General features: G+C 62.4%; 26 protein-coding genes and 1 pseudogene. 11 read left to right on the forward strand and 16 right to left on the reverse strand.

All coding sequences use genetic code 11. The features are described from left to right. Positions 1-748 (forward strand): zinc metalloprotease (locus ACIQ17_RS09820; RefSeq protein ID WP_398467904.1); only part of this gene is annotated, 748 nt, incomplete at its 5' end. Then, the gene (locus tag ACIQ17_RS09825) at positions 748-1,062 is read left to right on the forward strand and encodes a hypothetical protein (protein WP_398467906.1); all 315 of its coding nucleotides are present in this window, start codon (positions 748-750) and stop codon (positions 1,060-1,062) included. The genes ACIQ17_RS09820 and ACIQ17_RS09825, both read left to right, overlap by 1 nt. Positions 1,063-1,074: 12 nt before the next feature. Here ACIQ17_RS09825 and ACIQ17_RS09830 read toward each other — a convergent pair whose 3' ends face one another. Further along, positions 1,075-1,758, reverse strand: coding sequence for an HAD-IA family hydrolase (locus ACIQ17_RS09830; RefSeq protein ID WP_398467908.1), 684 nt, complete (start codon positions 1,756-1,758; stop codon positions 1,075-1,077). 39 nt (positions 1,759-1,797) lie between these two features. Here ACIQ17_RS09830 and ACIQ17_RS09835 point away from each other — a divergent pair, with 39 nt between their 5' ends. Next, positions 1,798-2,451 carry a hypothetical protein gene (locus ACIQ17_RS09835; RefSeq protein ID WP_398467910.1) on the forward strand — a complete coding sequence of 218 codons (654 nt, stop codon included), beginning with the start codon at positions 1,798-1,800 and terminating at the stop codon, positions 2,449-2,451. Between the two features lie 86 nt (positions 2,452-2,537). Here the strand turns inward: ACIQ17_RS09835 and uvrA are convergent, their stop codons facing one another. Continuing rightward, on the reverse strand, positions 2,538-5,522 hold the full coding sequence (uvrA, locus tag ACIQ17_RS09840) for an excinuclease ABC subunit UvrA (protein WP_398467978.1): 2,985 nt from the start codon (positions 5,520-5,522) through the stop codon (positions 2,538-2,540). A gap of 249 nt (positions 5,523-5,771) precedes the next feature. Continuing rightward, on the reverse strand, positions 5,772-6,494 hold the full coding sequence (locus ACIQ17_RS09845) for an outer membrane protein (RefSeq protein ID WP_398467912.1): 723 nt from the start codon (positions 6,492-6,494) through the stop codon (positions 5,772-5,774). A 456-nt stretch (positions 6,495-6,950) separates the two neighbouring features. Between ACIQ17_RS09845 and ACIQ17_RS09850 the strand changes: the two genes are divergently transcribed. Further along, entirely contained in the window at positions 6,951-7,448 is a 498-nt protein-coding gene (locus ACIQ17_RS09850; RefSeq protein WP_398467914.1) for a single-stranded DNA-binding protein, read from the forward strand. A gap of 78 nt (positions 7,449-7,526) precedes the next feature. Here the strand turns inward: ACIQ17_RS09850 and ACIQ17_RS09855 are convergent, their stop codons facing one another. The 8 genes from ACIQ17_RS09855 to ACIQ17_RS09890 all read right to left on the reverse strand — a co-directional run bounded on the left by ACIQ17_RS09855 (position 7,527) and on the right by ACIQ17_RS09890 (position 13,449). Further along, positions 7,527-8,582, reverse strand: a complete 1,056-nt coding sequence (locus tag ACIQ17_RS09855) for an ABC transporter substrate-binding protein (RefSeq protein WP_398467916.1) — start codon at positions 8,580-8,582, stop codon at positions 7,527-7,529. Between the two features lies 1 nt (position 8,583). After that, the gene (locus ACIQ17_RS09860; protein ID WP_398467918.1) at positions 8,584-8,916 is read right to left on the reverse strand and encodes a hypothetical protein; all 333 of its coding nucleotides are present in this window, start codon (positions 8,914-8,916) and stop codon (positions 8,584-8,586) included. Beyond that, a complete protein-coding gene (locus ACIQ17_RS09865; RefSeq protein WP_398467920.1) occupies positions 8,913-9,671 on the reverse strand; it encodes an ABC transporter ATP-binding protein in 759 nt (252 codons plus the stop codon). Before ACIQ17_RS09865 ends, ACIQ17_RS09860 begins: the two co-directional genes overlap by 4 nt. After that, positions 9,668-10,474: an ABC transporter permease gene (locus tag ACIQ17_RS09870; protein ID WP_398467922.1), complete on the reverse strand. Its 807-nt coding sequence runs from the start codon at positions 10,472-10,474 to the stop codon at positions 9,668-9,670. The genes ACIQ17_RS09865 and ACIQ17_RS09870 overlap by 4 nt, the downstream gene beginning before the upstream one ends. Continuing rightward, complete coding sequence (locus ACIQ17_RS09875; RefSeq protein WP_398467924.1) at positions 10,471-11,241, reverse strand: ABC transporter permease; 771 nt, start codon at positions 11,239-11,241, stop codon at positions 10,471-10,473. Before ACIQ17_RS09875 ends, ACIQ17_RS09870 begins: the two co-directional genes overlap by 4 nt. Before the next feature lie 135 nt (positions 11,242-11,376). Continuing rightward, positions 11,377-12,153, reverse strand: coding sequence for an SDR family NAD(P)-dependent oxidoreductase (locus ACIQ17_RS09880; RefSeq protein WP_398467926.1), 777 nt, complete (start codon positions 12,151-12,153; stop codon positions 11,377-11,379). Then, complete coding sequence (locus ACIQ17_RS09885; protein WP_398467928.1) at positions 12,153-12,650, reverse strand: 2,4'-dihydroxyacetophenone dioxygenase family protein; 498 nt, start codon at positions 12,648-12,650, stop codon at positions 12,153-12,155. The genes ACIQ17_RS09880 and ACIQ17_RS09885 overlap by 1 nt, the downstream gene beginning before the upstream one ends. Position 12,651: 1 nt before the next feature. Next, entirely contained in the window at positions 12,652-13,449 is a 798-nt protein-coding gene (locus ACIQ17_RS09890) for a FadR/GntR family transcriptional regulator (protein ID WP_398467930.1), read from the reverse strand. Positions 13,450-13,681: 232 nt separating this feature from the next. Between ACIQ17_RS09890 and ACIQ17_RS09895 the strand changes: the two genes are divergently transcribed. Continuing rightward, complete coding sequence (locus ACIQ17_RS09895) at positions 13,682-14,086, forward strand: DUF2306 domain-containing protein (protein ID WP_398467932.1); 405 nt, start codon at positions 13,682-13,684, stop codon at positions 14,084-14,086. A gap of 12 nt (positions 14,087-14,098) precedes the next feature. Here ACIQ17_RS09895 and ACIQ17_RS09900 read toward each other — a convergent pair whose 3' ends face one another. From ACIQ17_RS09900 to ACIQ17_RS09915, 4 genes are all read right to left on the reverse strand, one after another. Beyond that, positions 14,099-15,040 carry a carbon-nitrogen hydrolase family protein gene (locus ACIQ17_RS09900; protein ID WP_398467934.1) on the reverse strand — a complete coding sequence of 314 codons (942 nt, stop codon included), beginning with the start codon at positions 15,038-15,040 and terminating at the stop codon, positions 14,099-14,101. A gap of 94 nt (positions 15,041-15,134) precedes the next feature. Next, positions 15,135-16,190: an ABC transporter substrate-binding protein gene (locus ACIQ17_RS09905; RefSeq protein ID WP_398467936.1), complete on the reverse strand. Its 1,056-nt coding sequence runs from the start codon at positions 16,188-16,190 to the stop codon at positions 15,135-15,137. Between the two features lie 3 nt (positions 16,191-16,193). Continuing rightward, positions 16,194-17,033 carry an ABC transporter ATP-binding protein gene (locus ACIQ17_RS09910; protein ID WP_398467938.1) on the reverse strand — a complete coding sequence of 280 codons (840 nt, stop codon included), beginning with the start codon at positions 17,031-17,033 and terminating at the stop codon, positions 16,194-16,196. 11 nt (positions 17,034-17,044) lie between these two features. Beyond that, positions 17,045-17,878 (reverse strand): ABC transporter permease, encoded by an 834-nt coding sequence (locus ACIQ17_RS09915; RefSeq protein WP_398467940.1) that lies wholly within the window; start codon positions 17,876-17,878, stop codon positions 17,045-17,047. 261 nt (positions 17,879-18,139) lie between these two features. On the opposite strand from ACIQ17_RS09915, the gene ACIQ17_RS09920 reads away from it, so the two are divergent. From ACIQ17_RS09920 to ACIQ17_RS09945, 6 genes and pseudogenes are all read left to right on the forward strand, one after another. Then, complete coding sequence (locus ACIQ17_RS09920; protein WP_398467942.1) at positions 18,140-18,901, forward strand: TrmB family transcriptional regulator; 762 nt, start codon at positions 18,140-18,142, stop codon at positions 18,899-18,901. A gap of 221 nt (positions 18,902-19,122) precedes the next feature. Then, positions 19,123-21,879, forward strand: a complete 2,757-nt coding sequence (gyrA, locus tag ACIQ17_RS09925; RefSeq protein ID WP_398467944.1) for a DNA gyrase subunit A — start codon at positions 19,123-19,125, stop codon at positions 21,877-21,879. A 261-nt stretch (positions 21,880-22,140) separates the two neighbouring features. Then, on the forward strand, positions 22,141-22,587 hold the full coding sequence (locus ACIQ17_RS09930; RefSeq protein ID WP_398467946.1) for a hypothetical protein: 447 nt from the start codon (positions 22,141-22,143) through the stop codon (positions 22,585-22,587). A 3-nt stretch (positions 22,588-22,590) separates the two neighbouring features. Then, a pseudogene (locus ACIQ17_RS09935) lies at positions 22,591-22,775 on the forward strand (hypothetical protein); the annotation flags it as partial. A gap of 218 nt (positions 22,776-22,993) precedes the next feature. Beyond that, complete coding sequence (locus ACIQ17_RS09940; RefSeq protein ID WP_398467948.1) at positions 22,994-23,191, forward strand: hypothetical protein; 198 nt, start codon at positions 22,994-22,996, stop codon at positions 23,189-23,191. Positions 23,192-23,552: 361 nt separating this feature from the next. Continuing rightward, the gene (locus ACIQ17_RS09945; RefSeq protein ID WP_398467950.1) at positions 23,553-23,843 is read left to right on the forward strand and encodes a hypothetical protein; all 291 of its coding nucleotides are present in this window, start codon (positions 23,553-23,555) and stop codon (positions 23,841-23,843) included. Between the two features lie 88 nt (positions 23,844-23,931). Here the strand turns inward: ACIQ17_RS09945 and ACIQ17_RS09950 are convergent, their stop codons facing one another. Further along, positions 23,932-25,758, reverse strand: coding sequence for a monovalent cation:proton antiporter-2 (CPA2) family protein (locus ACIQ17_RS09950; protein WP_398467952.1), 1,827 nt, complete (start codon positions 25,756-25,758; stop codon positions 23,932-23,934). Positions 25,759-25,918 lie beyond the last annotated feature (160 nt).

Below are 25,918 nucleotides of genomic sequence, written 5' to 3' on the forward strand. Positions count from 1 at the left end.
CGTTGTCCATCACACGGCGGTCCAGAAAATCTCAAAAGCGCAAATCGACTCGCAGATCGATGTTCTCAATAAGGATTACAGTGCGAAGAATCCCGACCAAGCCAATATACCGCAAATCTGGAAGGGACTTGCAGCAGACCCGCGCATTCAGTTCGCGCTTGCTACGGTAGATCCGCAGGGCAATCCGACCAATGGTGTGACCTACACACAGACGGCCATTGCGGGCTTCTCGACGAATGACAAGGTGAAATCGGCCGCACAGGGGGGCGCCGATCCTTGGCCTGCCGACAGCTATCTCAATATCTGGGTCTGTGCATTGTCCGGCGGTCTACTCGGCTACGCACAATTCCCTGGTGGCCCTTCCGCAACGGACGGTGTCGTGATCCTTCATACGGCATTTGGGACAACCGGCACGGCGGCCGCCCCGTTCAATCTCGGACGCACCACCACCCACGAGGTTGGGCACTACCTCAATCTGCGCCACATATGGGGCGATACCGAAGACTGCTCGGGCTCCGATTTCGTGTCCGATACGCCTACGCAGCAATTGCCGAATTTCGGTGCGCCGATTTTCCCGCACATTTCCTGCTCGAACGCTCCGAATGGTGATATGTTTATGAACTACATGGACTATGTCGATGATGCCGCGATGTTCATGTTTACGCCTGGCCAGGTCGCGCGGATGCAGGCGACTTTGGATGGGCCTCGGAATGGCCTTGTCACGGCATCTGCGGGGTTGATTGCCTGATGGCTGACAAACTCTCGTCCGATACGCTTGCAAACAACTGGGTCCATTCTCATGAGGAGGATGTGCCCGGAGTGCTCGTGTTTCGTCCGGATACTTTTGCATTCCCTCCCTCGCGTGGCCGCAAGCTACTCTCGCTCGACCCCAGCGGCCACTTCGAGGGGCAAGTTCCAGGGGCGGATGATCGCCCGTCGCCGACGTCCGGAAAGTGGTCGGTCGAGGGCGACCATCTGCATCTGGACGGCGACCGCCCAGGCGTTGCTCAAGACCTGACCATCGAAAGCCTCGAACCCGACAGGCTGGTCGTGCGACGGTGATGGCGCCGCCGGCTACGGCTGCCGCGGCGATGTCAGGGCGACGGTGATGTCGTCCATGCGTGAGAACATGAAATTCGGTGCGCGGGCGCTGAGGGCGGTAGCGCTGGTATAACCCCATGACACTGCGCCGAAGTCGACTCCGGCCTCGCGCGCGGCATCGATGTCGCGAATCTCGTCGCCGATGGACAACGTGTCATCCACCGAGATTCCGGTGAGATCGAGGATCCGCTGGAATTTGGCAGTCTTGCCGAACAGCCCGGCGGCGCAGGCGAAGTAGGACACCTTGTCCTCGAGCGGTCCGAGCACCGTGCGCACATTGGCTTCATTGTCGGAACTGACCACGGCAATGGTCACCCCGCGCGCCTTCAGCTCCACGAACATACGATCGACGCCGGGAAAGAGCGCGATGCGGTCGATCTGCTGCGCCTTCATCTTCCGCATGTCGCGCGCAATCAGCGGAATGCGCCACCGCGCGACGCCGAGCATGCGGATCAGCTCATTGGCGCCGACGCTGCGCATCTCCTCGACGCGATCCCTGGTGACGCGCTGAAACTTGTGTTTGTCAGCCACCGCATTGATGACGCTGAGAAACCACGGAAAACTGTCAGACAGCGTTCCGTCCATGTCAAAAATGGCAAGTTTGTACGGCATGTCACTGGAAGAAGCGGCGAGGGAAGTTGTCGAGCAACTGGTCATGAAAACGCGGTGGAATCGAGGCCGCCCGCTAAGAGCAGAATGACCGGTCGAGGTGACAGCATCAAGTCGCGGCCAATGGATGCAGGCGCGCTGGCTACTCTGCTGAGCAAACCCGATTGCGCTGCGCCCGATCTCAGTTACGCTGGCTTGTCAGCAGCGGGGAGACACAAAGTGCTTCTACGTGCGGAACAGATCGAGGCGTGCCCCGACAACAACGCGCTGTTCAAGCTGCTGGCAGCCGAACTGACTGAGCGTCTCGGTGCGGGTGAAGGCGACGATCTCGACGTGTTTCTGACGCGGATTTCGCAAATCCCCATTGGCCTCCGCGCGATGGCAGCGGTTTATCAACTCGACGTCAGCCTGACGCTGGATGACCTAGGCTGGCACTTCGCCAACTGGCACCACCGCGGCTATTGCGACGCAACTTTATGGGCGCTTGGCGAACTCGGCGCGCACGACCATGCCGCGATCTTCGCCGAGGCCTATCGGCAGGTGCAGCCATTCTGGAATGAAATTGGCACGCGTTGGACGCGAGACTTCGAGGACTTCGTCGAGTGGTACGGAGATTCCGAGCTCGACCGACTGATGCGGCCGCTGACTGAGCGAATGCGGGGTCTGCAGGAGATCGACAACGGACTGTTCGGATTCTGGACTTCCTATGCGCGCAAGCACCCCGAGCGGGTTTGTGGATAGTGCGACGAGACCGAGGTGAGGTTCTGCGTACGTATCGAGCTAGTAAACTAGAAGGCGCCCGTCGCTTCGGGATTCGAATGGTGTGATCACTCCGCCGCCTCGCTTGTCGCCTTCCGCTTCTTCGACTTACCCGCCTTCGCCAGCACGGGCTTCAGGAATTGCCCGGTATAGCTCCGCGGTGCCTTGACGATGTCTTCCGGCGGACCCCAGGCGACGATTTCGCCGCCGCCGTCGCCGCCTTCGGGGCCGAGATCGATCACCCAGTCGGCGGTCTTGATGACTTCGAGATTGTGCTCGATCACCACCACCGTGTTGCCTTGCTCCACCAGCTCATGCAGCACTTCAAGCAGTTTTGCGACGTCGTGGAAATGAAGGCCGGTGGTCGGCTCGTCCAGGATATAGAGCGTTCGGCCGGTGGCGCGCTTGCTCAATTCCTTGGCGAGCTTCACGCGCTGCGCTTCGCCGCCTGAGAGCGTCGTCGCCTGCTGGCCGACATGGATGTAGTCGAGGCCGACGCGGTGCAGGGTCTTGAACGTGTCGCGCACGCGCGGCACTGCCTTGAAGAAGTCGGCGGCTTCCTCGACGGTCATGTCGAGCACGTCGGCGATCGACTTGCCCTTGAACAGGACTTCCAGCGTCTCGCGATTGTAGCGTTTGCCCTTGCAGGTGTCGCAGGTGACATAGACGTCGGGCAAAAAGTGCATCTCGATCTTGATGACGCCGTCGCCCTGGCAGGCCTCGCAGCGGCCGCCCTTGACGTTGAAGGAGAAGCGACCGGCTTCATAGCCACGCGCCTTGGATTCCGGCAAGCCGGCGAACCATTCGCGGATCGGCGTGAAGGCGCCGGTATAGGTCGCGGGATTGGAGCGCGGTGTGCGGCCGATGGGCGACTGGTCGATCTCGATGATCTTGTCGATATGTTCGAGACCTTCGATGCGGTCATGCGGCGCGGCACCTTCGCTGGCGCCGTTGAGCTTTCGCGCGATGGCCTTGTAGAGCGTGTCGATCAGGAGCGTCGACTTGCCGCCGCCGGAGACGCCGGTGATGGCGGTGAACAGGCCGAGCGGCAGTTCAGCCGACACGTTCTTCAGATTGTTGCCGCGTGCATTGATGACCTTGATGGTGCGGCGATGGTTCGGCGGCCGCCGCTCCGGCACCGGCACCGACATCTCGCCGGTGAGATATTTTCCGGTCAGCGATTTCGGATTCTTCATCACCTCCTGCGGCGTGCCCTGGGCGACGATATTGCCGCCATGGGTGCCGGCACCGGGGCCGACGTCCACGACATAGTCGGCAGCGATCACTGCATCCTCGTCATGCTCGACCACGATCACGGTATTGCCGAGATCGCGCAGCCGCCGCAGCGTGTCCAGCAGCCGCGCATTGTCGCGCTGATGCAGGCCGATGGAGGGTTCGTCGAGCACATAGAGCACGCCGGTGAGGCCCGAGCCGATCTGCGAGGCGAGGCGGATGCGCTGGCTCTCGCCGCCGGACAGCGTGCCGGAGGAGCGGGCGAGGGTGAGATAGTTGAGGCCGACATCGAGCAGGAAGGAGAGACGCTCGCGGATCTCCTTGAGGATGCGGACGGCGATCTCGTTCTGCTGCTTGTTGAGCAGCTTTGGCACGGTCTCGAACCAGTCGCCGGCCTTGCGCACCGACATTTCCGAGATGCTGCCGATATGCATGCCGCCGATCTTCACGCTCAGCGCTTCCGGCTTCAGGCGATAGCCATCGCAGGCATCACACGGCACGTCAGAAAAATACTTGCCGAGTTCTTCGCGCGCCCATTCGCTTTCAGTCTCGCGAAAACGGCGGTCGATATTGGTGACGACGCCCTCGAACGGCTTCTTTGTATCGTAGGAGCGGACGCCGTCCTCATAGGAGAACTTGATCTCGTCGTCGCCGGAGCCATGCAGCAAGGCGTTCTGCGTCTTCTTCGGCAGATCCTTCCACTTGGTATCAAGCGTGAACTTGTAGAACTTGCCGAGCGCGGTGAGCGTCTGCACGTAGTAAGGTGAGGACGACTTCGCCCAGGGCGCGATGGCGCCCTTGCGCAGCGTCAGCTCCTTGTCGGGAATGACGAGGTCGGCATCGATGGTCTGCTCGACGCCGAGGCCGCCGCATTTCGGACAGGCGCCATAGGGATTGTTGAACGAGAACAGGCGCGGTTCGACTTCCGGAATGGTGAAGCCGGAAACGGGACAGGCGAATTTTTCCGAGAACAGGATGCGTTCGGCGCCGGTCTTGTCGTGGATTTTCGCGACCTTCTTCTTGCTGTCCTTGGCAGTTTCTTCGGCTGGCGCTGCAGGCGCATCGGCATATTCGATGACCGCGAGACCATCGGCGAGCTTCAGCGCAGTCTCAAAACTTTCGGCGAGGCGCTGGCCGATATCCGGCCGCACCACGATGCGATCGACGACCACGTCGATGTCGTGCGGAAACTTCTTGTCCAGCGTCGGCGCTTCGGCAAGCTCGTGGAACGCGCCATCGACCTTGATGCGCTGAAAGCCCTTCTTGAGATATTCCGCGAATTCCTTGCGGTACTCACCCTTGCGGCCGCGCACCACCGGCGCCAGCAGATAGAGCCGCGTGCCTTCCGGCATGGCCAGCACGCGGTCCACCATCATGGAGACGGTCTGGCTTTCGATCGGCAGGCCGGTGGCCGGCGAATAGGGAATGCCGACGCGCGCCCAGAGCAGGCGCATATAGTCGTAGATTTCGGTAACGGTGCCGACGGTCGAGCGCGGATTCTTCGACGTCGTCTTCTGCTCGATGGAGATCGCCGGCGAGAGGCCGTCGATCTGGTCGACATCCGGCTTCTGCATCATTTCGAGGAACTGGCGCGCATAGGCGGACAGGGATTCCACGTATCGGCGCTGGCCTTCGGCATAGATCGTATCGAAGGCGAGGGACGACTTGCCGGAGCCGGACAGGCCGGTGAACACCACCAGCTTGTCGCGCGGAATGGTCAGGTCGACATTTTTGAGATTGTGTTCACGGGCGCCGCGGATGGTGATGTTACGTGCGTTCGCCGCGGCCTGCTGCCGCTTCGCCTTGATGACTTCATCCATCGCCATGCAAATCCCCGGCGCGCCCTGCGCGCCACATGCGGGCGCGTTCCCGTGGGTACGGGATCAACGCCGAATTGAGTGTCGCTGGAACATAGGAAGAACGGTGGCGGATTTCCAGTGCCCTGCAGCGATCTTCAAACGATTTGTTGGCGGCGAGGTTGCGTGCGACAGGCCGGTGGGCTGGCGGTCACTAGGCAAAGAAAAAGGCCGGCATCGCTGCCGGCCAGTGCAGGTTGGTCTTCCGGAAACTCAGTATTTGGCGACGACCGGGCCGCCCCAGTTGAAGTGGTAATTGATGCCGCCCTTGACGGTGTGGGTGGTGACACCGAGGTCGGTAAAGCCGACGATCGCATCGCCATAGCGCGCGCTGCCGTAGTCGGCATACATGTACTCGCCCTTGAGCGACCAGTTCGGCGCGAACATGTATTCGACGCCGGCGCCGACCGTCCATCCAGAGTGAACCTGGCTTTGCGAAGCACTGCCGACACCCGGAACGGTGAGCGAAATGCGGTTGTCGGCCCAGGCGTAGCCGCCCTTGGCGTAGAACAGTGCCGCGCCTGCCGTGACGCCGAGACGGCCCGTGACGCTGCCGAACGAGCGGATCTTTTCTTCGGCTGTTGCAGGGAGGCCAAAGAAAAGACCGGTGTCGCTGAACTTCATGTCCGATGCGGCGGCATCGACTTCAATGCCCCAGAGCCAGTTACCGCCCGGGATCGCCCAGTTGTAACCGATGGTGCCGCCGCCGAAGCCGCCATTGATATCGCTCGTCGTGGCCGTGAAGCCGTCGACACTCACGCGATCCGACCAGCCATAGCCACCCATGACGCCGGCGTAGAAGCCGGACCAGTTGTAGCCGACGGCCACCGGTACCGGCGGAGCCTTGGTGTAGGGACGGGCGGCCAGATCGGCCGCGGAAGCCGAAGCGGTGCCGAGAATGGTGAGGGCAGCCGTGGCCAGCAAAATCTTCTTCATCTGCAATCTCCTCAGTGCGGTTTCGCGGTGAAACCATTCCCCCGGCGCGAAGGCCGAACGCAATCCATGGTGGAACTATACACGAGTCCACACGGATAGCAGTCACTCCAAAGCCACACTCGCAGACGTTGTTCGAAGTGTTCTAGATGAATAAAAGGTAAGCGGAAACAGTCGGCTACTGGGCTGTACGAGGCGATTGCGCTATAAGCCACAATAACCTGGGCGCGTGTCCTGCCATCATTGGGCCGGATATGCGGTCGATCTCACGTCTTGAGAACGTAAAGAGAACGAGATAGGGTGACGTCATGGTGGATAACCCGCGCGGTGGGGACGTCCGGCCGGCGCGGACCGTATAGGGTCGATTTCAGCAGCGGTTGCGCGCGGCCCGGCATCTTTCGCCGGGCTTTGATGGTGGCATCCGATCAGCAATTCAGAATCGAGAGTTAGGAGAGTGGCATGGCGGGTAGCGTCAACAAGGTGATTTTGGTCGGCAATCTCGGCAAGGATCCCGAAGTGCGCCGGCTGCAGAACGGCAATCCGGTGGTCAATCTGACGGTGGCGACGTCGGACACCTGGCGCGACAAGGGCACCGGCGAGCGCAAGGAAAAGACCGAGTGGCATCGCGTGGTGATCTTCAGCGAAGGTCTCGCCAAGGTGGCGGAGCAGTATCTGAAGAAGGGCGCCAAGGTTTACATCGAAGGCGCGCTGCAGACTCGTAAATGGACCGACCAGCAGGGCGTCGAGAAGTACTCGACCGAAATCGTGCTGCAGGGTTTCAACTCCACGCTGACCATGCTCGACGGCCGCAGCGGCGGCTCGGGTGGCGGTGGCGGCTATGGCGGCGACGACATGGGCGATAGCTTTAGCGGTGGTCAGTCCAGCCCGCCGCAGCGCCGCGTGGCTGCAGCACCGGCCGGCGGTCGCAGCGACATGGATGACGATATCCCGTTCTGAGCGGCTGTCGATCCGGCAACCATTGGAAGCAGAATTCGAATAGTAAGAGAGGGCGTATCACTACGCCCTCTCTTTTATTTATGGTTTGAACGTGTATCCGGGCGTGATCATCGAGGCCTCCGGAACAGGTGGAAGGTCCGCGAACAGCTCCGGCTTCTCCTTCATGACCTTCAGGATGAAGCGCGGCTCGATGTGCTTGTTCACGTCGAAGGTTGCCTTGAGGATTCCAAGCCGGCTCAAGCGATCCTGCGCTGACCAAAGGCCGTGATAGGTATTCGCCGAGAGGCGACGGTCGACCTGCTGGATGTTGAATTCCATCGCAGCCTGCGCAACTTCCGGCCTCAGTCCCGGCACCCAGCGCGTTGCGACCAGGGCGGCATTCTTCGGATTCTTGCGCATCCACTGGTCCGCTTCGGAAACGGCCGTGAGGAATTTCTCGACGGTTTCGGCATTCTTCTCGACCCATGGCCGCAAGGCTACGTTGAAGCCGAGATAGGAAATGACGTCGCCGCCGCGGATCACTTCAAAAGCGCCAGGAACGTCCTTCAGCGCAACGATCGGCCAGGGATCCCAGTTCGAGAACGCATCGATGCCCTTGGCGAGTAGCGCCACCGTCATGTCCGGCGGTGGCGTATTCACCAGCGTGACGTCGGTCGGCTTGAGCCCTGCCTTCTCCAGAATGCCGAGAATGTAGAGGTGATTGATCGTCCCGAAGGATGCAGCGATGCGCTTGCCCTTGAGAGATGCGAGGTCTCCCTTGACGATTCCGGATCCTTCGCGCGCGATAACGGCCTGTGTCGTGTCGGCACCGGCCTTCGATGCACTTCCGCTATAGTTGCCGAGCGCGACGAGATCCATACCGCGCAGGACAGCGCCGATCATGGGCACGCCGACCTGCACGATGTCGCATTCACCGGCCTGGACTGCGTTCAGCGCATCGACGCCGGTGGCGAAGGGCGATGCGATGGTGACGTCGAGACCGTATTTCTCGAAGAAGCCGCGTTCGAGCGCGATGGCCATGCCGATCTGGTCGATACTGCTGACCATGCCGACCTTGAGTTTCGTCAGCGTCTGCGCATGGGCTGACACGCAGGTCGTCAGCAGCATGGCGCCTAAGAGTAGTAGTTTTCTCAATTTATCCTCCCTCCTTGATTGGTCCGACTGCCTTCACCCAATAGGGACGGGCGACTGCGCCGAGATCCGTTCGTTGAACACCACGTAGTTCTATCGAATGGTCGTCCGCACCGGAGACCCTTCCATATTTCTGGAACGCGAGAACGTGAAACCGCTCGGGTGTGAAGGGCAGTTCGATCTGCACATTCACCCGCGGTGATGATCCGGCGAGCTCCGGTGAAATTTTGCCGGGGGCGGCCAGCGTGAGCCATAGCTGGAACAGAAGGATGGCGGCCGCGACGCCGATGACGAAGCGGCCTCGCGAAGACTTGAGCGCGTCCGAGGTCATGCTCATGCGGATCGAACCATCTGCAGCACTTGGTTGGAGAGCTTCTTGAAGGTCTCGTCTTCAATGAGGTCGTCCCACACACGGGGGCGCGCCAATGGCACCTCGATCTGATCGAGCACGCGTCCTTTCGACAAGACGACGACGCGATTGGCGAGAAAGACGGCCTCCGGCACGTCATGGGTGATGAACATCACCGTGGGCCGGCGTTCCTGCCAGATACGGGTGAGCTCTTCCTGCAGGGTCATGCGCGTCTGCGCATCGACGCTCGCGAACGGCTCGTCCATCAGCAGTACTTCAGGATTGTTGGCGAGAGCACGCACCACACCGACGCGCTGCTGCATGCCGCCCGACAATTCATTCGGATACCGATTGGCTGCATGCGACAGGCCGGCGAGGGCGAGATACTCATGCGCGATCCTGTCGCGCTCGGATTTGGAGACACCGCGCATCTTCGGCCCGAAGCCGACATTGTCGAGCACCGTCTTCCACGGAAACAGCGCGAAGGATTGAAACACCACGCCGCGTTCCGGCCCCGGGCCATTGATAGGCTTGCCATTGAGCAGGATGTCACCACCGGAATGCGGAATGAAGCCGGCGATCATGTTGAGGATTGTGGTCTTGCCGCAACCGGAAGGGCCGACCACCGATACGAATTCGCCTTGCTCGATCTCGAGCGAGACGTCGTGCACCGCATTGACGTGCGAGCCGGCATAGGGATCGAAATAGGTTTTGGCGAGATTGCGGAGTTCGAGAGTTTTCATGACGAGACGAGTCCCCAGCGCTGTCCGGTCGCACGCTCGATCGGTGCGAGGATCCATGCATCAACGATGTACCAAAGCAGGCCGAGAATGATCATTCCGACCAGGATTTCGACGACGGAGCCGGCGCGGCGGGCGTCGAACATCATGAAGCCGATGCCGCTGGTGCCGACGATCATTTCCACCGCGATCAATGCGCGCCAGCCATAGCCGAGCCCGTTGCGCAGGCCGGTGATGATGTTGGGCAATGCGCCGGGGATCGTGACCTCCCACAGCACGCGTGCCCGCGAGGCGCCGAGGCTGCGTGCGGCGCGTGCGAGATCGCGCGGCACGGATTCTACGCCGAGCACGGTGTTCAGGATGACCGGGAAGACGACCGTGTAGACGATCACGAAGGTCATCGTGGTCAGGCCGAAGCCGAACCAGATCAGAAGGATGGGCAGCCAGGCGATGTCGCCAATGGCCTGGAAGAACAGCAGGACGGGCCAGGAGATGCGGTGCGCCGTCTTGCTGGTGCCGATCAGGATCCCCATCGGCACACCGATCGCGATGCCGAGGGCGGCACCATTGAGCAAGCGGATCAGGCTATCCTGCAGATAGGCGGGCAGGATGCCCTTATAGACGAGCGTCATGAAAGAGTTGACGACGTCAACCGGTCCCGGAAAGAACGCGCGTGGAAACAGGCCGGAGGCCGCAACGGCCGTCCAGATCGCGACCACCGGAATGAACGGGATCAGCGCGGCGATGCCAGGCAATTTCTGTGTGAGGCGAACATATGCGCCCCAGCCCTGAAGGATCATGTTCATGCGCGCCTCACCAGACCCCAGCGTTCGATGGTGGCCCGCTCGAGCGGAACGAGCAGCATCCGGTCAATGAGCAGCCAGATGCTGCCGATGATGATCATGCCGAGGACGATGACCTCGGTGCGATAGAAGTCACGCGCGACAAACAGCATGTAACCGAGGCCGACATTGGTCGCGATCATCTCGGCTGCGATCAGGCCACGCCAGGCAAATCCAAGCCCCGTCCGAATGCCGGTGACGATGTTCGGCAATGCGCCGGGCAACAGCACCTGTGTCAGGATTGCCCATCGCCCCGCGCCCAGCGAGGCTGCGGCGTTGCGCAGCGAGCGGGGGATGGTGGAGACGCCGAGCAGCGTATTATAGGCGACCACGAAGAACACGGCATTGACGATCACGAAGATGATGGCGCCGAAGCCATAGCCGAACCACAGAGTGGCAATGGGAATCCAGGCGATGCCGGCAAGAACCGAGAAGAACCGGAAGAGCGGCGTCAGGAACGCGGAGACACCTGGGCTGACGCCCATGGCGATGCCGAGCGGAACGGCCAGAACGACGCCAATGATCGTGCCGAGGCCGACCCGCATCAGGCTGGCGCCGATATGCCAGATCAAGGTGCCATCGCGGATGGAATCCATCGCGGCGGACCCAACCATCCCGACCGACGGGAATATCCGCGGATTGATCTCGAAGACCGGGACGATGATCGCCCATATCACGAGCAGCGCCAGCAGCGGCGCGACGAACATCGCGGTCGATGTCAGAGAGCTCATTCTCTTCATCGACTTCGGCGATTGTCGTTTCTGTAAAGAAGCGACTTGCACAAAAACTCCCTCAACTTCGCCGATGGCATTCTTCGAGCCATTTTCGGCATGTGTTATTTCATGTGGCGCGATCCCGTGACTGGATCAGCAGATGGCGTAACCTCCGTCGATCACCAGCACCGTTCCGGTCACGAAAGACGCGACCGGCGAGCAAAGATACAGCACACCGCCGAGCAGGTCGGCCGGTGTGCCCCAGCGCTTGAGTGGGGTCCGGTCCAGGATAGCGCCGCTGCGGCGGGCGTCGCCTTGCAACGCCGTCGTGAGCGGCGTGGCGATCCAGCCAGGGGCAATGGCGTTGACGCGGATGCCATCGCTCGCATAGGCGATGGCGAGCGACTTGGTGAGCTGGGCGATACCACCTTTGCTGGCCGCATAAGCGGGGACAAGGCCGCCGCCGAAGAAGGACAGCATCGACGCCAGATTGACGATGGCACCGCCGGACTGGGCGAGCAGGGGCCGCGCCGCAGCGCAGACGCGCATCGTTCCGTTCAGGTTGATGTCGAGCACATCTTGAAAGACCTCGGGCGCGAGCTCCTCGCTGCGGCGGATGACACCGGCGCAGTTGACGACGACATCCAGAGCGTCCTGTTCATCGACCAGAGATCTGACCGAGGCCGCATCGCGGACGTCGAGGACCCGGGCCTTCGCCGCCTTCAGCACCGGATCGGCATTCGCCGCATCGATCTCGGCCTGACTGACGCCTGCCACGGTGACCCGCGCGCCCGCTTCGATGAAACCGCGCGCGAGACCTGCGCCAATGCCGGACGTTCCACCTGTGACAAGGACGTGCTTGTCCCTGTACCAGATCGACGCCCACTCACCGGTGGGGGCAGTCCCGGATGTGATGCCTGTGTCCAGCATCAGCGTACGAACTGATCGACATAGTCGGCACCGAGACCGACCGACTCATAATGGGCGCGGCACATGTCGATCTTGGTGAAGACGTCCTCATAGCCCACATGCTTGTTCTGCTCGTCCAGATAGACCATCGATCCCTGGATGTTGAAGAACGTGATCATCTCCGGGACATCGTCCGGCACTGTGAGTGTGTGGATCTCGCCAGGTGGCTCGAACACGTAAGACCCGGTCGTCGCGACCCAGTCATGCTCGCGGTAGAACCATTTGCCCTTCAGGACAAAGCCGTGAACGGGATTGGGGTGCAGATGGCGGGACAGCACGCCGGATTTGCGAACGCGCAACAGATTGCACCACTGGCCCTGTCGTGTGTTCAGCATCAGCGGCCTGAACCAGACATCCGGCGCCTGCGGGACCCAGACACGCTCGTCGTTGGGGATCGCGACCACCGCGATCTCGGGTGAGGCAAGGACGTGGGTCGAGCCATTCATGTCGCGATACATGTCATTTCCTCTTCTTCCGGGCGCTTGCGGCCCGTTCATTCGTCGACGTCTTGTCGTTCGCCGAAGTTTTGCGCTTCGACAGTTTGACCTTGGTGTAGCCGAGCACGCGCTCCATGGCGGTGTGTGCGGCCTTTGCGTTGCCGGATTCGATCGCACGCGCGGCGGCGGCGTGGTTCGGCAGATTGTCGTCGAACCAGCCGGGGCTGCCGACGGCGACGAAGAATACGGTGCTGAGAATGGTATCAATGGCGCCGCGAAAGCCTTGCAGGACAGGGTTATGCGTGGCGTCGAGGATCGCGAGGTGGAAGGCCTTGTCGGCCTCGGTGGCGCTGGCCTGATCGTGCGATATCTCCATCGCTGCAAGCGCTGCATTGATGCGCTTCAGGTCCTGCTTGGTGGCGCGCTCGGCAGCAAGGGCGGCGGCTGCGGGCTCGATGATCGAGCGGACTTCCTGGATGGCGAGCAGCAAGTCGCGATCGGCTTCTTCATTGCCAGCCACCCAGCTCAGGACGTCGCTGTCGAGCAAACTCCAGTCGCGGCGAGGGCGCACATGGGTGCCGAAGCGGGGACGAACGCTGACAAGGCCCTTGGCCGCAAGGGTTTTAATGGCTTCGCGAATGACGCCGCGGCCAACGCCGAACCGCGCTTCGAGATCGGGCTCCGGCGGAAGCGTCCCGCCAACCGGAATGACGTCCTGCGCGATCTCGCGACCCAATGTCGCAAGTACGGACTGTATGCGTCCGGGCTTTGTTCGCCGATCATCTGATCTTGCGCGTGCCTTGTTCAGGGCATCCTCCATCGATCGCTTGTTGCGATTTGTCAGACGCGTATCACTGATTTAGAACTGATGCAATCATCCGATGTTAAACATCGGATGATTGACTGCGCCGCAGTCCTCAGGGGATTTGCGGAGTTAAGTCCTGCGTCGATTCCGTGCTAGTGGCGTTCCGGGCGCGTGGGATAGCGGATCTTTACACAGAGAAGAGGCGTGTGATGATGGGCAGGGCGAATGGTCGTCCGTCGGTGCTTACATGTCGCTCCAGCCACTGCTCGATGCCGCCGCACCCATTCTTCTGCACGCCTTCGCGGCGATGGCCGGATTCGCACTCGGCGTCGTTCAGCTTGCCGCTCCCAAGGGGACGCTGTCACATCGCGTGTTCGGCTGGGTCTGGGTGGCGCTTCTGGCCGTCACCGCGGTCAGCTCGTTCTGGATCCACGGCGAGAGCTACAGATTGTGGCGCGAGTGGAGTCCGATCCATCTGCTTTCTGTCTTCGCCCCGATCATGCTCGTCGTCGGCGTCGTGCATGCGCGCCGCCATAGGCGGCGGGCGCATGCGATCACCATGATCTGCATCTTCATCGGCGCATTGGTGATCGCCGGCGTGTTCACGCTCGTGCCCGGACGCATCATGCACAGCGTTGTTTTCGGTGGCTGATTGCGCGAACCGTCAGACCTTCTTGCTATCGCTCACCACGGCCACCGGTGCCTGCACGCGTTCTTCGACATGCAGGCTGAACAGGTCCGGCCGCGCATAGTGACCGACCGGATCGAAATCGAGCGTGGCGCCGAGAATATCATCGGTGTCGATATCCGCGGTGAGGATGCCTTCCTCGTCGAGCAGTGGGCCGGCCAGAACCTCGCCGAGCGGCCCCACGATCACCGAGCGGCCATGCATCATCCATTCATCGGGGCCGGCCTCGATGCGGGTGGCATAGTCCGCCGGAAAATCCGATCGGCGCATCACCTGGCAGGCGCTGATGACGAAGCAGCGGCCTTCCATGGCGACGTGGCGCATGGTTGGAATCCAGGTCTCGCGATCATCCGCTGTGGGCGCGGCCCAAAGCTGGACGCCCTTGGCGTAATAGGCGGCGCGCATCAGGGGCATGTAATGCTCCCAGCAGATTGCGCCGCCGAGGCGACCATAGGGCGTGTCCACCACCGTCAGCGACGAGCCGTCACCAAAGCCCCAGACCAGGCGCTCCGACCCGGTCGGCATCACCTTCCGATGGGTGCCGAGCAGGCCAGCCGGCGACAGATACAGCGCCGTGCAATACAGCGTGCCGCCGTCGCGCTCGATCACGCCGACGACTGCGGTGATGTCATGCTTTGCACAGGCGGCGACGAGGTTATCCACTTCCGGGCCGGGAATGCTGATGGCGCCCTTCACATAGCGCACAAAATCGGCACGGCCCTCCGGCGTGCGCCGTCCGATACAGCAGCCGAAATCGAGGCCTTTCGGATAGCCACCGATGAAGGCCTCTGGAAATACGGCGACCTTCGCGCCGGTGGCAGCGGCATCGGCGATGAGGGCGACGGTGCGCGCGGTGGCGGCTGCGGCGTCGAACGGATCGGTGGCGGCCTGAACTGCAGCGACTTTCAACTTGGCCATTTCGGCACTTCCTCACATGCGGTTTCTTGACAGAGCCCACTCACAGCGACGCGCGCCGTGAGTGGGCCCGTTCAGGGATCGATATGTCGTGCGATCAGGCGCGGGTAATCTTCACGGTCTTCGGATCAAAGCCCTTCTCAGCCGCTTCCTTGTCGACGGCGCTGGCGATCTTGGTGTCCACGAATTTCGCGACATCCGGCAGCTTCGGCAGCAGCTTGGCTTCGACGCCCCACTTGCCGAGCGCTTCCATCTTCGCGATCTGCGCGGGCGACAGCGTGGCCTTGATGTCGGTGAAGGATTTGGCGCTCCAGGCCGGATCGTAGCTCGATGCCTTCTGCAGCACCTCGACCGGGATGTTCTTCGCCGGCTCCAGCGAGCGGAACCAGCCATTGACGAGGTCATTGTTCTGGCTCGCAAAGAACAGCGCTTCCGAATTGGCGCGCAGGAAGCGTTTCAGGACTTCCGGCCTCTGCTGGAAGAACTTGTTGTTCGCCGTCAGCGCAATCACAGGCGTCACGTTCTGCGAGATCACTTGTGCGGCGCCGGAATTCTCGAAGAAGGAAACGAACGGATCATAGGTGAAGAAGGCATCGATGCGCTGGGCGCCGACGGCGTCCGCGAGCTCGGCGGGGCCGACATTCACGAAGGTCATGTCCTTGCCCGGCGTGAGGCCCGCCTTGATCACGGCTTCCTGCGCGTTCTGGAAGGCGGTGATGCCGAAGGTGCCGTAGACCTGCTTGCCCTTCAGGCCCGCAATGTCGGTGATCCCTGACTTCTTGGTGGTCAGCACCGCCGAGCGGAACAGCGCCTGCGATGCGACGGTGGTCACCGGCGCGCCGATGGCCATGGTGGTGACCGCAGCGAAGTCCGACAGCGTGCCGATGTCGCCAGCGCCGGAGACGAGCGCCTCGGTGATCGCGGGCGAGGCAGCGAGCTGGATCATCTCCATCTTCAGGCCGTTCTTGGCGGCGATGTCGGTGCGCATCAGCACGTGGGCGATCTGGGCCGACACGGTGGTCGTGTTGAACCAGCACATTTTGACGAGGTCGGCTTCCTGCGCATGCACGATCGCAGGTGTTGCGAAAGGCAGGGAGGCAGCAGCGCCGGCGACGAGTTGACCGAAGCGGCGACGCGAGATCGTGGATGTCACAGTCTATTCTCCTTTTTGCCATTCAGGCTTCAATGTCTCCCAGAGGTCTTTGACCGTGGAGACGAACCAGGGATCGGATCGCATTTCCGCCGTGCGCGGCCGGGGCAGTGGCACGAGGACTTCGTTGCGCACGCGGCCAGGGCGCGGGCTCATGACAACGACACGGTCGGCCAGGAACACGGCTTCATCGATGCCGTGGGTGACGAAGATCACCGTCTTCCTAGTTTCCGACGAGATGCGCGCGATCTCTTCCTGCAGCAGCACGCGGGTCTGCGCGTCCAGTGCGCCGAATGGCTCGTCCATCAGGAGAATGTCGGGATCCGGCGCCAGCGCACGGGCGATGGCCGCCCGCTGTTTCATGCCGCCGGACATCTGGTGCGGGAATTTGTCCTCGAAGCCGGAGAGCTGAACCGTTGCGATCAGCGCGCGCGCGATCTCGGCACGCTGGGCTTTCGGCATGCCCTTCGCCTTGAGACCGAATTCGACATTCTGCTGCACCGTCATCCAGCCGAACAGCGCGTAGTCCTGAAACACCACGGTGCGTGATGGATCCGGCCTGGTGATCTTGCGACCGTTCTGCAGGATCTGGCCCGATGTCGCCGACTGGAAACCGGCAACGATGTTGAGCAGCGTGGATTTTCCGCAGCCGCTCGGTCCGAGCAGCGAGATGAATTCGCCGCGGCGGATGCGCAGCGATACGCCATCGAGTGCGACGACCGGCGCGTCGGTGCCTTGGGACTGATAGACCTTGCCAACCTGGCTGATGTCGATCTGGATGTCGGATGTTGAGGGTGTGGCGTGGTCCGATGACGTCGGGACCTTGAGAGCGGTGCTTGCGTTCATGGCTGTTCTCCTCAGCTGCGCTCTGACGGGGCCCAGGCATTCACGCGGCGTTCGACCCGTTCGAGGATCGCTGACATGGCGAAGCCGACGAGGCCGATCGTGACCATGCCGGCCACGACATTGTTGATCTGGAACAGCATGCGGGACTGCTGGATCAGGTAGCCGAGGCCGGTCTGTGCGGCGATCAGCTCCGCGGTGACGACGCACATCCAGCCGACGCCGAGCGCAATGCGCAGGCCCGGCAGAATGATCGGCAGCGAGGCGGGGATGAGGACGTCGGTGAACAGCTGCCACGGTTTTGCGCCGAGGCAGAGCGCTGCATTCATCTGGTTGCGGTCGAGCCCGCGCACCGCGGTGTAGGTCGCAACGAAAGCCGGGAAGACGGCGCCAAGGAAGACGATGAAATAGGAGGCGGCGTCGCCGAGGCCGAACCAGAGAATGGTGATCGGGATCCAGGCCAATGGCGGGATCGGGCGCAGTGCCTCAACGACCGGTCGCACGTAATCCGACACGGTGCGCCACCAGCCGCAGATCAGGCCGAGCACCAGGCCGACGATGCAGGCGAGCAGGAAGCCGATCGCGACGCGCTGCAGGCTGGCACCGAGGTGAACCCAGAGCGAGCCGTCGAGTGCGAGCTCCCACAGCGCCTGTGCGACGCCGACCGGCGAGGGGAGCAGGAAGCCATCGACGACGCCCAATCCTGTCACGGCCTGCCAGAACGCAAAAAAGGCGGCGAGCCCGATGAAAGCGCGCACTGAGCGCGACTTCAGCGCTTTCTGAAGCCCACCATGGTTCGGCCTGATGGCCTCAAGGGGCAGGCGGCCTGCATCGGCCTTGGCGTCCATGGGTGGCTCCTTTCGCTGCGCCGATCACCTCATTGGTGATGCGACTGTCGGAAAGGCTAGGGTATGTCGGAAATTTCCGTCAACGATTGGCGGGCGGCGTGTTGGCGATATATCGGGCGTAATCACTGTGTAGGTGCCGATATGATCGCCAGTTGCCCCGAAAATGAGCGTTATCAGCGGAGGTTGTATCGGGCAAAACCGACGATTAGATTGGATCGCCGGTGACGCGTCGGCTCTTGCGCCGTCGTTCAGGAGTTGCGTGTGGACATCGAAGAAAAACTGGCCCGGATCGGCATCACGGGGACGCTGTACAAGCTGTTCCTGACCGCGGTTCGCCTCGGCGGCGCGTCAGTGACGGAAGTGGCCGCAGAGGCCGGCCTGCCGCGCACGACCGCGCATGATGCCCTGACCAAGCTTGAGGCCGAGGGGCTGATCAAATTCGTCGATCACGGCAAGCGCCGTTTCGTGGTCGCGCAGGACCCCGGCATTCTGCTGGAGCGGCTCGAGGCGCGCCGACAGATGCTCTCGGATGTCATGCCGGTGCTGCGCTCGATGTATCATCATGAAAGCGGGCAGCCGAATGTGCGCTTCCATCCCGGGCCCGAAGGCATCCGCACGGCGCTGTGGGATACGCTGTCCGGCGGGGACAAGGTGTTGCGTGCGACCTTGTCGATGAAGGAGCTCATGGCCGAGCCCGGCCTCGAGGAAATGGAGCGCTATCTGCAGGAGCGGGCGCGGCGGGGCACCTGGCTCAGGGTGATCCGTTCGGTGGAGCGCGACATCGTGCCGATCTGGCCGTCCAGTCAGGAGTTTCGGCGCGAGCTACGCTACGCGCCGCCCGACCACACGCTGGCGATGACGTGCTTTGTCTATGGCAACAAGGTCTGCCTGATCTCCTCTGCCCGGGAGAGCTACGGGATGATCATCGACAGCGCCGAATTCGCTGCCTTTCAGGCCTCGCTGTTCGATGCCATGTGGAGCCTGAGCACACCGGACATCCGGCCGGCGATCTCGCCAGAGTGATCCTGCCGCCGTGTCGCCGCAACGGCCGCAAGTCTGCCGCAAGAATTACGCGCCATTCGCGCGGTTTTGCGCGATTCCGCGTTCTTGCGGCAGTCTTGCGGCAAGGCTTGTAACCGATTGAAAAATCAGGTGGAAAATCGCCGGCCGCAAACTGCGTCGGGGTGGCCTGTGCACGCATCATGCGCTATATGAGTCGCACCCGAATCTGACCGGAAACGACCTTGTCCGACAACGATGACCACAAGCCCGGGGAGCCGCCGGTTCCCTCGGATATCCGTCCCGTATCCATCCTCGACGAGATGAAGCGCTCGTATCTCGATTACGCCATGAGCGTGATCGTGGCCCGCGCGCTGCCCGACGCACGCGACGGCCTCAAGCCGGTGCACCGGCGCATCCTGTTCGCGATGTACGAGAACGGCTTCGAGTGGAACAAGCCGTTCCGCAAGTCGGCGCGCACCGTCGGTGACGTGATCGGTAAATATCATCCGCATGGCGACCAGTCGGTCTATGACGCCATGGTCCGCATGGCGCAGGACTTTTCCATGCGCGTGCCGCTGATCGATGGTCAGGGCAATTTCGGTTCGGTGGACGGCGATCAGCCGGCAGCGATGCGTTACACGGAATCGCGCCTCACCGAGATCGCGCAGACGCTGCTCGACGATATCGACAAGGACACCGTCGACTATCAGGACAACTACGACTCGTCGGAAAAAGAGCCGAAGGTTCTTCCCGCGAAATTCCCCAACCTGCTGGTCAATGGCGGCGGCGGCATCGCCGTCGGGATGGCGACCAACATCCCGCCGCACAATCTCGGCGAGACCATCGACGCCTGCGTGGCGCTGATCGACGATCCATCGCTTTCCATCGACGATCTCAACAAGATCATTCCCGGCCCGGATTTCCCCACCGGCGGCATCATTCTCGGCCGCGCCGGCATCCGCTCGGCCTATAACACCGGCCGCGGCTCCATCGTGATGCGCGGCAAGGTGGCGATCGAGCCGACGCGAAAGGATCGCGAAGCGATCATCATCTCGGAAATCCCGTACCAGGTGAACAAGGCCACCATGGTCGAGCGCATCGCCGAACTGGTGCGCGACAAGAAGATCGAAGGCATCTCCGACCTGCGCGACGAGTCCGATCGCGAAGGCTATCGCGTGGTCATCGAGCTGAAGCGCGATGTCGTGCCCGAGATCGTGCTCAACCAGCTCTACAAGTTCACGCCGCTGCAGACCAATTTCGGCGCCAACATGGTGGCGCTGGACGGCGGCCGTCCGCAGCTGTTCAATCTGAAGGACCTGCTGACGATCTTCGTCGGTTTCCGCGAGCAGGTCGTCACGCGTCGTACCAAATTCCTGCTCAACAAGGCGCGCGACCGCGCGCATATTTTGGTCGGCCTCGCGATCGCCGTCGCGAACATTGACGAGATCATTCGTGTGATCCGCACCTCGCCGGATCCGACCACCGCGCGCGACATCCTGATGGAGCGCCGCTGGCCGGCGGCGGATGTCGCCGCAATGATCACGCTGATCGACGATCCGCGCCACCGCCTCGAGGAAGACGGCACCGCACGCCTGTCCTTCGAACAGGCCAAGGCCATTCTCGATCTGCGTCTGGCCCGCCTCACGGCTCTCGGCCGCGAGGAAATTTCCGACGAGCTCGACAAACTCGCCATCGAGATCGCCGACTATCTCGACATCCTGCGCTCGCGCGCCCGCGTGCAGGGCATCGTCAAGGACGAACTCGGCGCCGTGAAGTCGGAATTCGCCACGCCGCGCCGCACCGTGATCATGGAGCAGGAAGGCGAGGTCGAGGACGAGGACCTGATCCAGCGCGAGGACATGGTGGTGACGGTGTCGCATCATGGCTATGTGAAGCGCGTGCCGCTCTCGACCTATCGGGCGCAGCGCCGCGGCGGCAAGGGCCGCTCCGGCATGGCCACGCGTGACGAGGATTTTGTCAGCCGCCTGTTCGTGGCCTCCACGCATACGCCGGTGCTGTTCTTCTCGTCGCGCGGCCAGGTCTACAAGGAAAAGGTCTGGCGCCTGCCGATCGCGCCGCCGAACGGCCGCGGCAAGGCGATGATCAACATCCTGCCGCTGGAGCAGGGCGAGCGCATCACCACCATCATGCCGCTGCCCGAGGACGAGAGCACCTGGGATACGCTGGACGTGATGTTCGCCACCACCGGCGGCAATGTCCGGCGCAACAAGCTGTCGGACTTCGTCGATGTCCGCCGCTCCGGCATCATCGCCATGAAGCTGGACGAGGGCGAGGCCATCGTCGACGTGCAGATCGCCACCGAGCATGACGACGTGCTGCTGACCGCCGGCGGCGGCCAGTGCATCCGCTTCCCGGTCACCGATGTGCGCGTGTTCCAGGGCCGCAGCTCCATGGGCGTGCGCGGCATCGCGCTGGCCGAAGGCGACAAGCTGATCTCGCTGTCGATCCTGCGCCATGTGGAAACCACATCCGACGAGCGTACGGCCTATCTGAAGATGCGTCGTGCCGTGGCGGGCGAGGCGGTGGCGGCCGAGGAGCCGGCGGTCGAGGCCGATGGCGAGGAGACATCGGGCGCGATCCAGCTGTCGCAGGAGCGCTATGTGGAGCTGTCCGCAGCAGAGCAGGTGGTGCTGACCATCTCCATCAACGGCTATGGCAAGCGCACCTCGAGCTATGAATACCGCACCACCGGCCGCGGCGGTAAGGGCATCGTCGCCATGTCGGTGAACAACCGCAACGGCAAGCTGATCGCCTCCTTCCCGGTGGAAGATAGTGACCAGATCATGCTGGTCACCGACAAGGGTCAGCTGATCCGCTGCCCGGTGGAAGGCATCCGCGTCGCCGGCCGCTCGACCCAGGGCGTCATCGTGTTCAACACGGCCGATGACGAGCATGTGGTCTCGGTGGAGCATATCGGCGAAGCCGGCGAGGGCGAGGAGCCCGAGGCTGGCGGTGAAGCGCCGGTTGCGGAGAGCTAGGGTTCTCGCTTGAAACAAGTGAAGCAAAAGCCCGCGGCGATCGCGGGCTTTTTTGTGCGATCGCGCGGAAAATAGAATCCGGTGAACGAAGCAACACCTTTCGCCCTTTAGAGCTGAGGCCTTGCTTGAGCAGGGGTTCGATCATCGCGACTAGCCAAATGTGTGTTGCTGCTCACGCTGTTTTGTCGGACCTGAATGCAATCTATAATTGTGCTACAGCGAGCCCTGTGGCAAAATTTTCGATACAAACGCGGAGGGGGAATGAGGAAAAATTCTGCGACCGCACTTCTGGCGGCAGCCGCATTCTCCATGCTCTGCGGCTCCGCAGTTGCTGACGTGTCCTTGTCAGCCATCGGCATGGGGCACGGTGCGCCTACCGCGGCGGCCTTTCGAGAATTCCAAGAAGCCGTTCGCCGCTACAGTGCATCCGGTGAGCGCTTCCGGATCGACACGCATTGCCCTTCCGCCTGCACCATGTTTCTTTCGGTGCGCAATGTTTGCATCGCGCCCGGCGCATCGCTCGCCTTTCACGCCGGCGGCAACAGACATCGCGGCATCATGCCAGAATACACCGCGCAAATGTTGAAGACGTATCGACCTGCACTCAAGCGTTATCTCGTCAGTAATCGCCTGATGGAGACGCTCGACTTCACGACAATCTCTGGACAAGAAATGATCAGCCGTTTCGGCTATCCGCCGTGCCGATGATGGCACGAGTATCACCGCGGCCGGGGCGGTAAGGGCATCGTCGCGATGTCGGTGAGCAACCGCAATGGCAAGCGGACCGCCTTATTCCCGGTGGAAGGCAGTGACCAGGTCATGCCGGTCACCGACAGGGCGCGGCTGATCCGCTGCCCGGTGGAGGCGACTGCGTGTCCGGCCACTCAGCCCAGGGCGAGGCTTGACGCTATTTGGGCATGCCGGAGGCGTCGGCTGAAATTGTCTGCGCCGAACGGCAGCACATAATGCAAAAATCCCGCCGGAAAGTCCGGGTTCTGCAACTTTAGCCATCACTCGGATTTGTGATCGAGGATCCCGTCGGCTTACCCCATATGGGTGTTGCACGACCGGCGTATACTGCGACCTTGCCGAGTTGAGGGCGTGTCAGGCAGGGGTGCAGGTTGTGAGTGGTGGTGCGCGTTCGGCTATAACTGTCGACGGTGGATACACGTCGGACTTTCTCGCATTCAAGCATGGCCTGTCGGTCAAGGAGGCTGCCCAGCTCATCCGCAAGGTCGGCTTGTCACGGAGTGCACTGGACGCCGAGGCGAAGATCGTCAAGGAAATGCGATCGCGCGAGGCGCCGGGATAGCCGTTACTGGATGGCGCGAACACCGCGAGGCGACCAGGCCGGACGGCAGTGGTGTCTGTAGGGGTGTTCGATCGCGTTCCTTCCGTAACTCAGCAATCACCATCGGCTTTGCGTGGAACATGGCCGCGCATTGACCTTGTTCGACAGCGCGGATGCGAATGTCGTCGTGACCGATCCAGGACTTGATGAACATCAAGTGCCGGAGAAACGGTTTCGCTATTGCGAGATGGTTATAGCGATCGTGCATTCTGGAAATCGAATGACCCCTCCATAGCTCAGCCCTTCGTAGAAATCCTTCAGCCCGCCGCATGGGTCGCGGGCCGCGGATTCGTGCACTCAAAAGTTCTACGAAGGATGAGCAATGGGAAATCGCGAGGCGCCCGCCGGGCGCAATCGATATGCGCTGTCGCATGTCGTATGCCATCAATCGGAGAGGCTGCTGGGCTCGCCTCGCTTCGATCACGTGCGCAAATGCATCGTTATCCACGTCTTGCGCGGCGGCTCCTCACAGGAAGTATGGCTTCGGGTGGATTCTCAAATCCACGCAGACACGGCGATCGAGCTTTTCTGGATCGCCTGGCCGGGACTGGTCGAGAGGTTGGAGCGGCTGGATCCGATCGATGGAATCGTCATGCCTGACTTCTCCATTTGAGGTGTCGCGCCGAGCCGGGGCAATGATCGACGTCGCCCACGGCAAGAGTTTTGCTATCGGTGGTCGATGGCTCGCGTGTCGATCCGGCCTACGACTTGGCTGCCCCCAGCGCGCTCGCATCTGTACTCTCCACCTTCGCCGGCTTCGTCTTGAAGAACGGGCTCGGCTCCGGCGTCTCCGCATTGCCGCGAAGCAGCTTGCGGCCGGCTTCGAGGCCGCCGATGACTTCCAGCTCGACGCGCTGGGCGTCGCGTTCGCGGACGTCGGCGATGGCTTCACGGGCCTCGTCCTCATCGAGGCCGAGGCCGGTCAGCACGGCTTCGCTGAACAGCAGCGCGGACTCGAAGGTCTCGCGGATCTGGAATTCGACGCCGGCCTTGATCAGCCGCAGCGAATGGCCGCGGTCGAAGGAGCGGACATAGAGTTTTGCCAGCGGAAATTCCGAGCGGCACAGTTCGACGATGTGGTCGGCGGCCTCCGGCTTGTCGATGCAGATCAGGATCGCCTCCGCGGTGGCGGCGCCCGAGGCGTGCAGCACGTCGAGGCGGGTGCCGTCGCCATAATGGACCTTGAAGCCGAAGGTGCCGGCGGCGCGGATCATGTCCACGTCGTTCTCGATCACCGACAGTTCGACATTGCGCGCCAGCAGGGCCTGGCTCGCCACCTGGGCGAAGCGGCCGAAGCCGATGAAAAGCACGCGGCCGCGCAGGCCGTCGGCCTTGTCGATGCCATCGAGAGACACCGGCGCATCGCGGCGCATCTTGCCATGCACCAGCAGCACGATCGGTGTCAGCGCCATGGACAGGATCACGATGGCGCTCATGACCGCGGAGGCGCGGGCATCGAAGATGCCAGCGGCGAGCGCCGCGGCATAGAGCACGAAGGCGAATTCGCCGCCTTGCGCGAACAATGCGGCGCGATGGGTGGCCGCGGCGTGATCTGATTTGGCGACGCGCGCGATCACATAGATGCCGATCGCCTTGACGATCATGAAGGCGACGACACCGCCCAGCACCATGATCCATTCACTGGCGACGATGCTGAGATTCAGCGACATGCCGACGCTGAGGAAGAACAGGCCGAGCAGGATGCCGCGGAACGGCTCGATATCGGCTTCGAGCTGATGGCGGAAGTTGGATTCCGACAGCAGCACGCCGGCGAGGAAGGCGCCCATCGCCATAGACAGGCCGACGCTCTGCATGAACACGGCGGCGCCGAGCACGACCAGCAAGGCGGCGGCGGTCAGCACTTCGCGCGCGCCGGCACGCGCAATGATGCGGAAGAACGGATCGAGCAGCCAGCGGCCGGCGGCCAGGAGCGCGGCGAGGCCGGCAAGGGCGATGCCGATGCTCTGCCATGCCGGCTTGGTGGTTGCGGCTTCGGGGGCCCCGGCGGCGCCCCAGATGGCGACCAGCGCCAGCAGCGGCACGATGGCGAGATCCTCCAGCAGCAGGATCGCGATGGCGCGCTGGCCTTCGGGCGAGGAGGTCTCGTCCTGCTCTTCCAGCAGCTGCATGATGACGGCGGTGGAGGACAGCACAAAGCCCATGGCGCCGATCATGGCGACGGGGAAGGCGAGGCCGGCGGCCATGCCGACCAGCGTCAGCAGGAAGCCGCAGGTGATCACCTGCGCGGCGCCGAGGCCGAAGATCTGTCGCCGCAGCTTCCACAGTTTTGACGGGCGCATCTCGAGCCCGATGATGAACAGGAACATGACGACGCCGAGTTCGGCGGTGTGCAGCAGGGTCTCGGGATCGTTGAACAGGCCGAGGCCGAATGGACCCACGGCGAGGCCGGCAGTGAGATAGCCGAGCACGGAGCCGAGCCCGAGGCGCTTGAAAAGAGGCACTGCGACGGTAGCCGCACCCAGCAGGACGATTGCGTGTCCCAGATTGAAACCGGAAGCGTCCGCCATGAAACCTCTTTCGTTGATGTGCCGGAAGGATCAGCCCGGCGCGCGCAGCAGTCTGGTTGCATATGCCTGTGTGCTGCGCTGCGAGCAAGCTTCGATGGCCGGCACAGGATCGACGCCGGCCACCGTGCGTGTCGTGCCTGGCGTGGAACCGCTCAGGAGA

The organism is Tardiphaga sp. (assembly GCF_044340795.1).
Lineage (GTDB): Bacteria > Pseudomonadota > Alphaproteobacteria > Rhizobiales > Xanthobacteraceae > Tardiphaga.

Excerpts from the sequence above, each read along its gene's own strand:
- ACIQ17_RS09915 (WP_398467940.1), bottom strand. The coding sequence starts at position 17,878 with ATGGACGCCAAGGCCGATGCAGGCCGCCTGCCCCTTGAGGCCATCAGG.
- ACIQ17_RS09835 (WP_398467910.1), top strand. The coding sequence starts at position 1,798 with ATGACCGGTCGAGGTGACAGCATCAAGTCGCGGCCAATGGATGCAGGC.
- ACIQ17_RS09845 (WP_398467912.1), bottom strand. The coding sequence starts at position 6,494 with ATGAAGAAGATTTTGCTGGCCACGGCTGCCCTCACCATTCTCGGCACC.
- ACIQ17_RS09860 (WP_398467918.1), bottom strand. The coding sequence starts at position 8,916 with ATGAGCATGACCTCGGACGCGCTCAAGTCTTCGCGAGGCCGCTTCGTC.
- ACIQ17_RS09910 (WP_398467938.1), bottom strand. The coding sequence starts at position 17,033 with ATGAACGCAAGCACCGCTCTCAAGGTCCCGACGTCATCGGACCACGCC.
- ACIQ17_RS09865 (WP_398467920.1), bottom strand. The coding sequence starts at position 9,671 with ATGAAAACTCTCGAACTCCGCAATCTCGCCAAAACCTATTTCGATCCC.
- ACIQ17_RS09875 (WP_398467924.1), bottom strand. The coding sequence starts at position 11,241 with ATGAGCTCTCTGACATCGACCGCGATGTTCGTCGCGCCGCTGCTGGCG.
- ACIQ17_RS09850 (WP_398467914.1), top strand. The coding sequence starts at position 6,951 with ATGGCGGGTAGCGTCAACAAGGTGATTTTGGTCGGCAATCTCGGCAAG.
- ACIQ17_RS09870 (WP_398467922.1), bottom strand. The coding sequence starts at position 10,474 with ATGAACATGATCCTTCAGGGCTGGGGCGCATATGTTCGCCTCACACAG.
- ACIQ17_RS09900 (WP_398467934.1), bottom strand. The coding sequence starts at position 15,040 with ATGGCCAAGTTGAAAGTCGCTGCAGTTCAGGCCGCCACCGATCCGTTC.
- uvrA (WP_398467978.1), bottom strand. The coding sequence starts at position 5,522 with ATGGATGAAGTCATCAAGGCGAAGCGGCAGCAGGCCGCGGCGAACGCA.
- ACIQ17_RS09930 (WP_398467946.1), top strand. The coding sequence starts at position 22,141 with ATGAGGAAAAATTCTGCGACCGCACTTCTGGCGGCAGCCGCATTCTCC.
- ACIQ17_RS09895 (WP_398467932.1), top strand. The coding sequence starts at position 13,682 with ATGTCGCTCCAGCCACTGCTCGATGCCGCCGCACCCATTCTTCTGCAC.
- ACIQ17_RS09885 (WP_398467928.1), bottom strand. The coding sequence starts at position 12,650 with ATGTATCGCGACATGAATGGCTCGACCCACGTCCTTGCCTCACCCGAG.
- ACIQ17_RS09830 (WP_398467908.1), bottom strand. The coding sequence starts at position 1,758 with ATGACCAGTTGCTCGACAACTTCCCTCGCCGCTTCTTCCAGTGACATG.
- ACIQ17_RS09880 (WP_398467926.1), bottom strand. The coding sequence starts at position 12,153 with ATGCTGGACACAGGCATCACATCCGGGACTGCCCCCACCGGTGAGTGG.
- ACIQ17_RS09945 (WP_398467950.1), top strand. The coding sequence starts at position 23,553 with ATGGGAAATCGCGAGGCGCCCGCCGGGCGCAATCGATATGCGCTGTCG.
- ACIQ17_RS09825 (WP_398467906.1), top strand. The coding sequence starts at position 748 with ATGGCTGACAAACTCTCGTCCGATACGCTTGCAAACAACTGGGTCCAT.
- ACIQ17_RS09950 (WP_398467952.1), bottom strand. The coding sequence starts at position 25,758 with ATGGCGGACGCTTCCGGTTTCAATCTGGGACACGCAATCGTCCTGCTG.
- ACIQ17_RS09890 (WP_398467930.1), bottom strand. The coding sequence starts at position 13,449 with ATGGAGGATGCCCTGAACAAGGCACGCGCAAGATCAGATGATCGGCGA.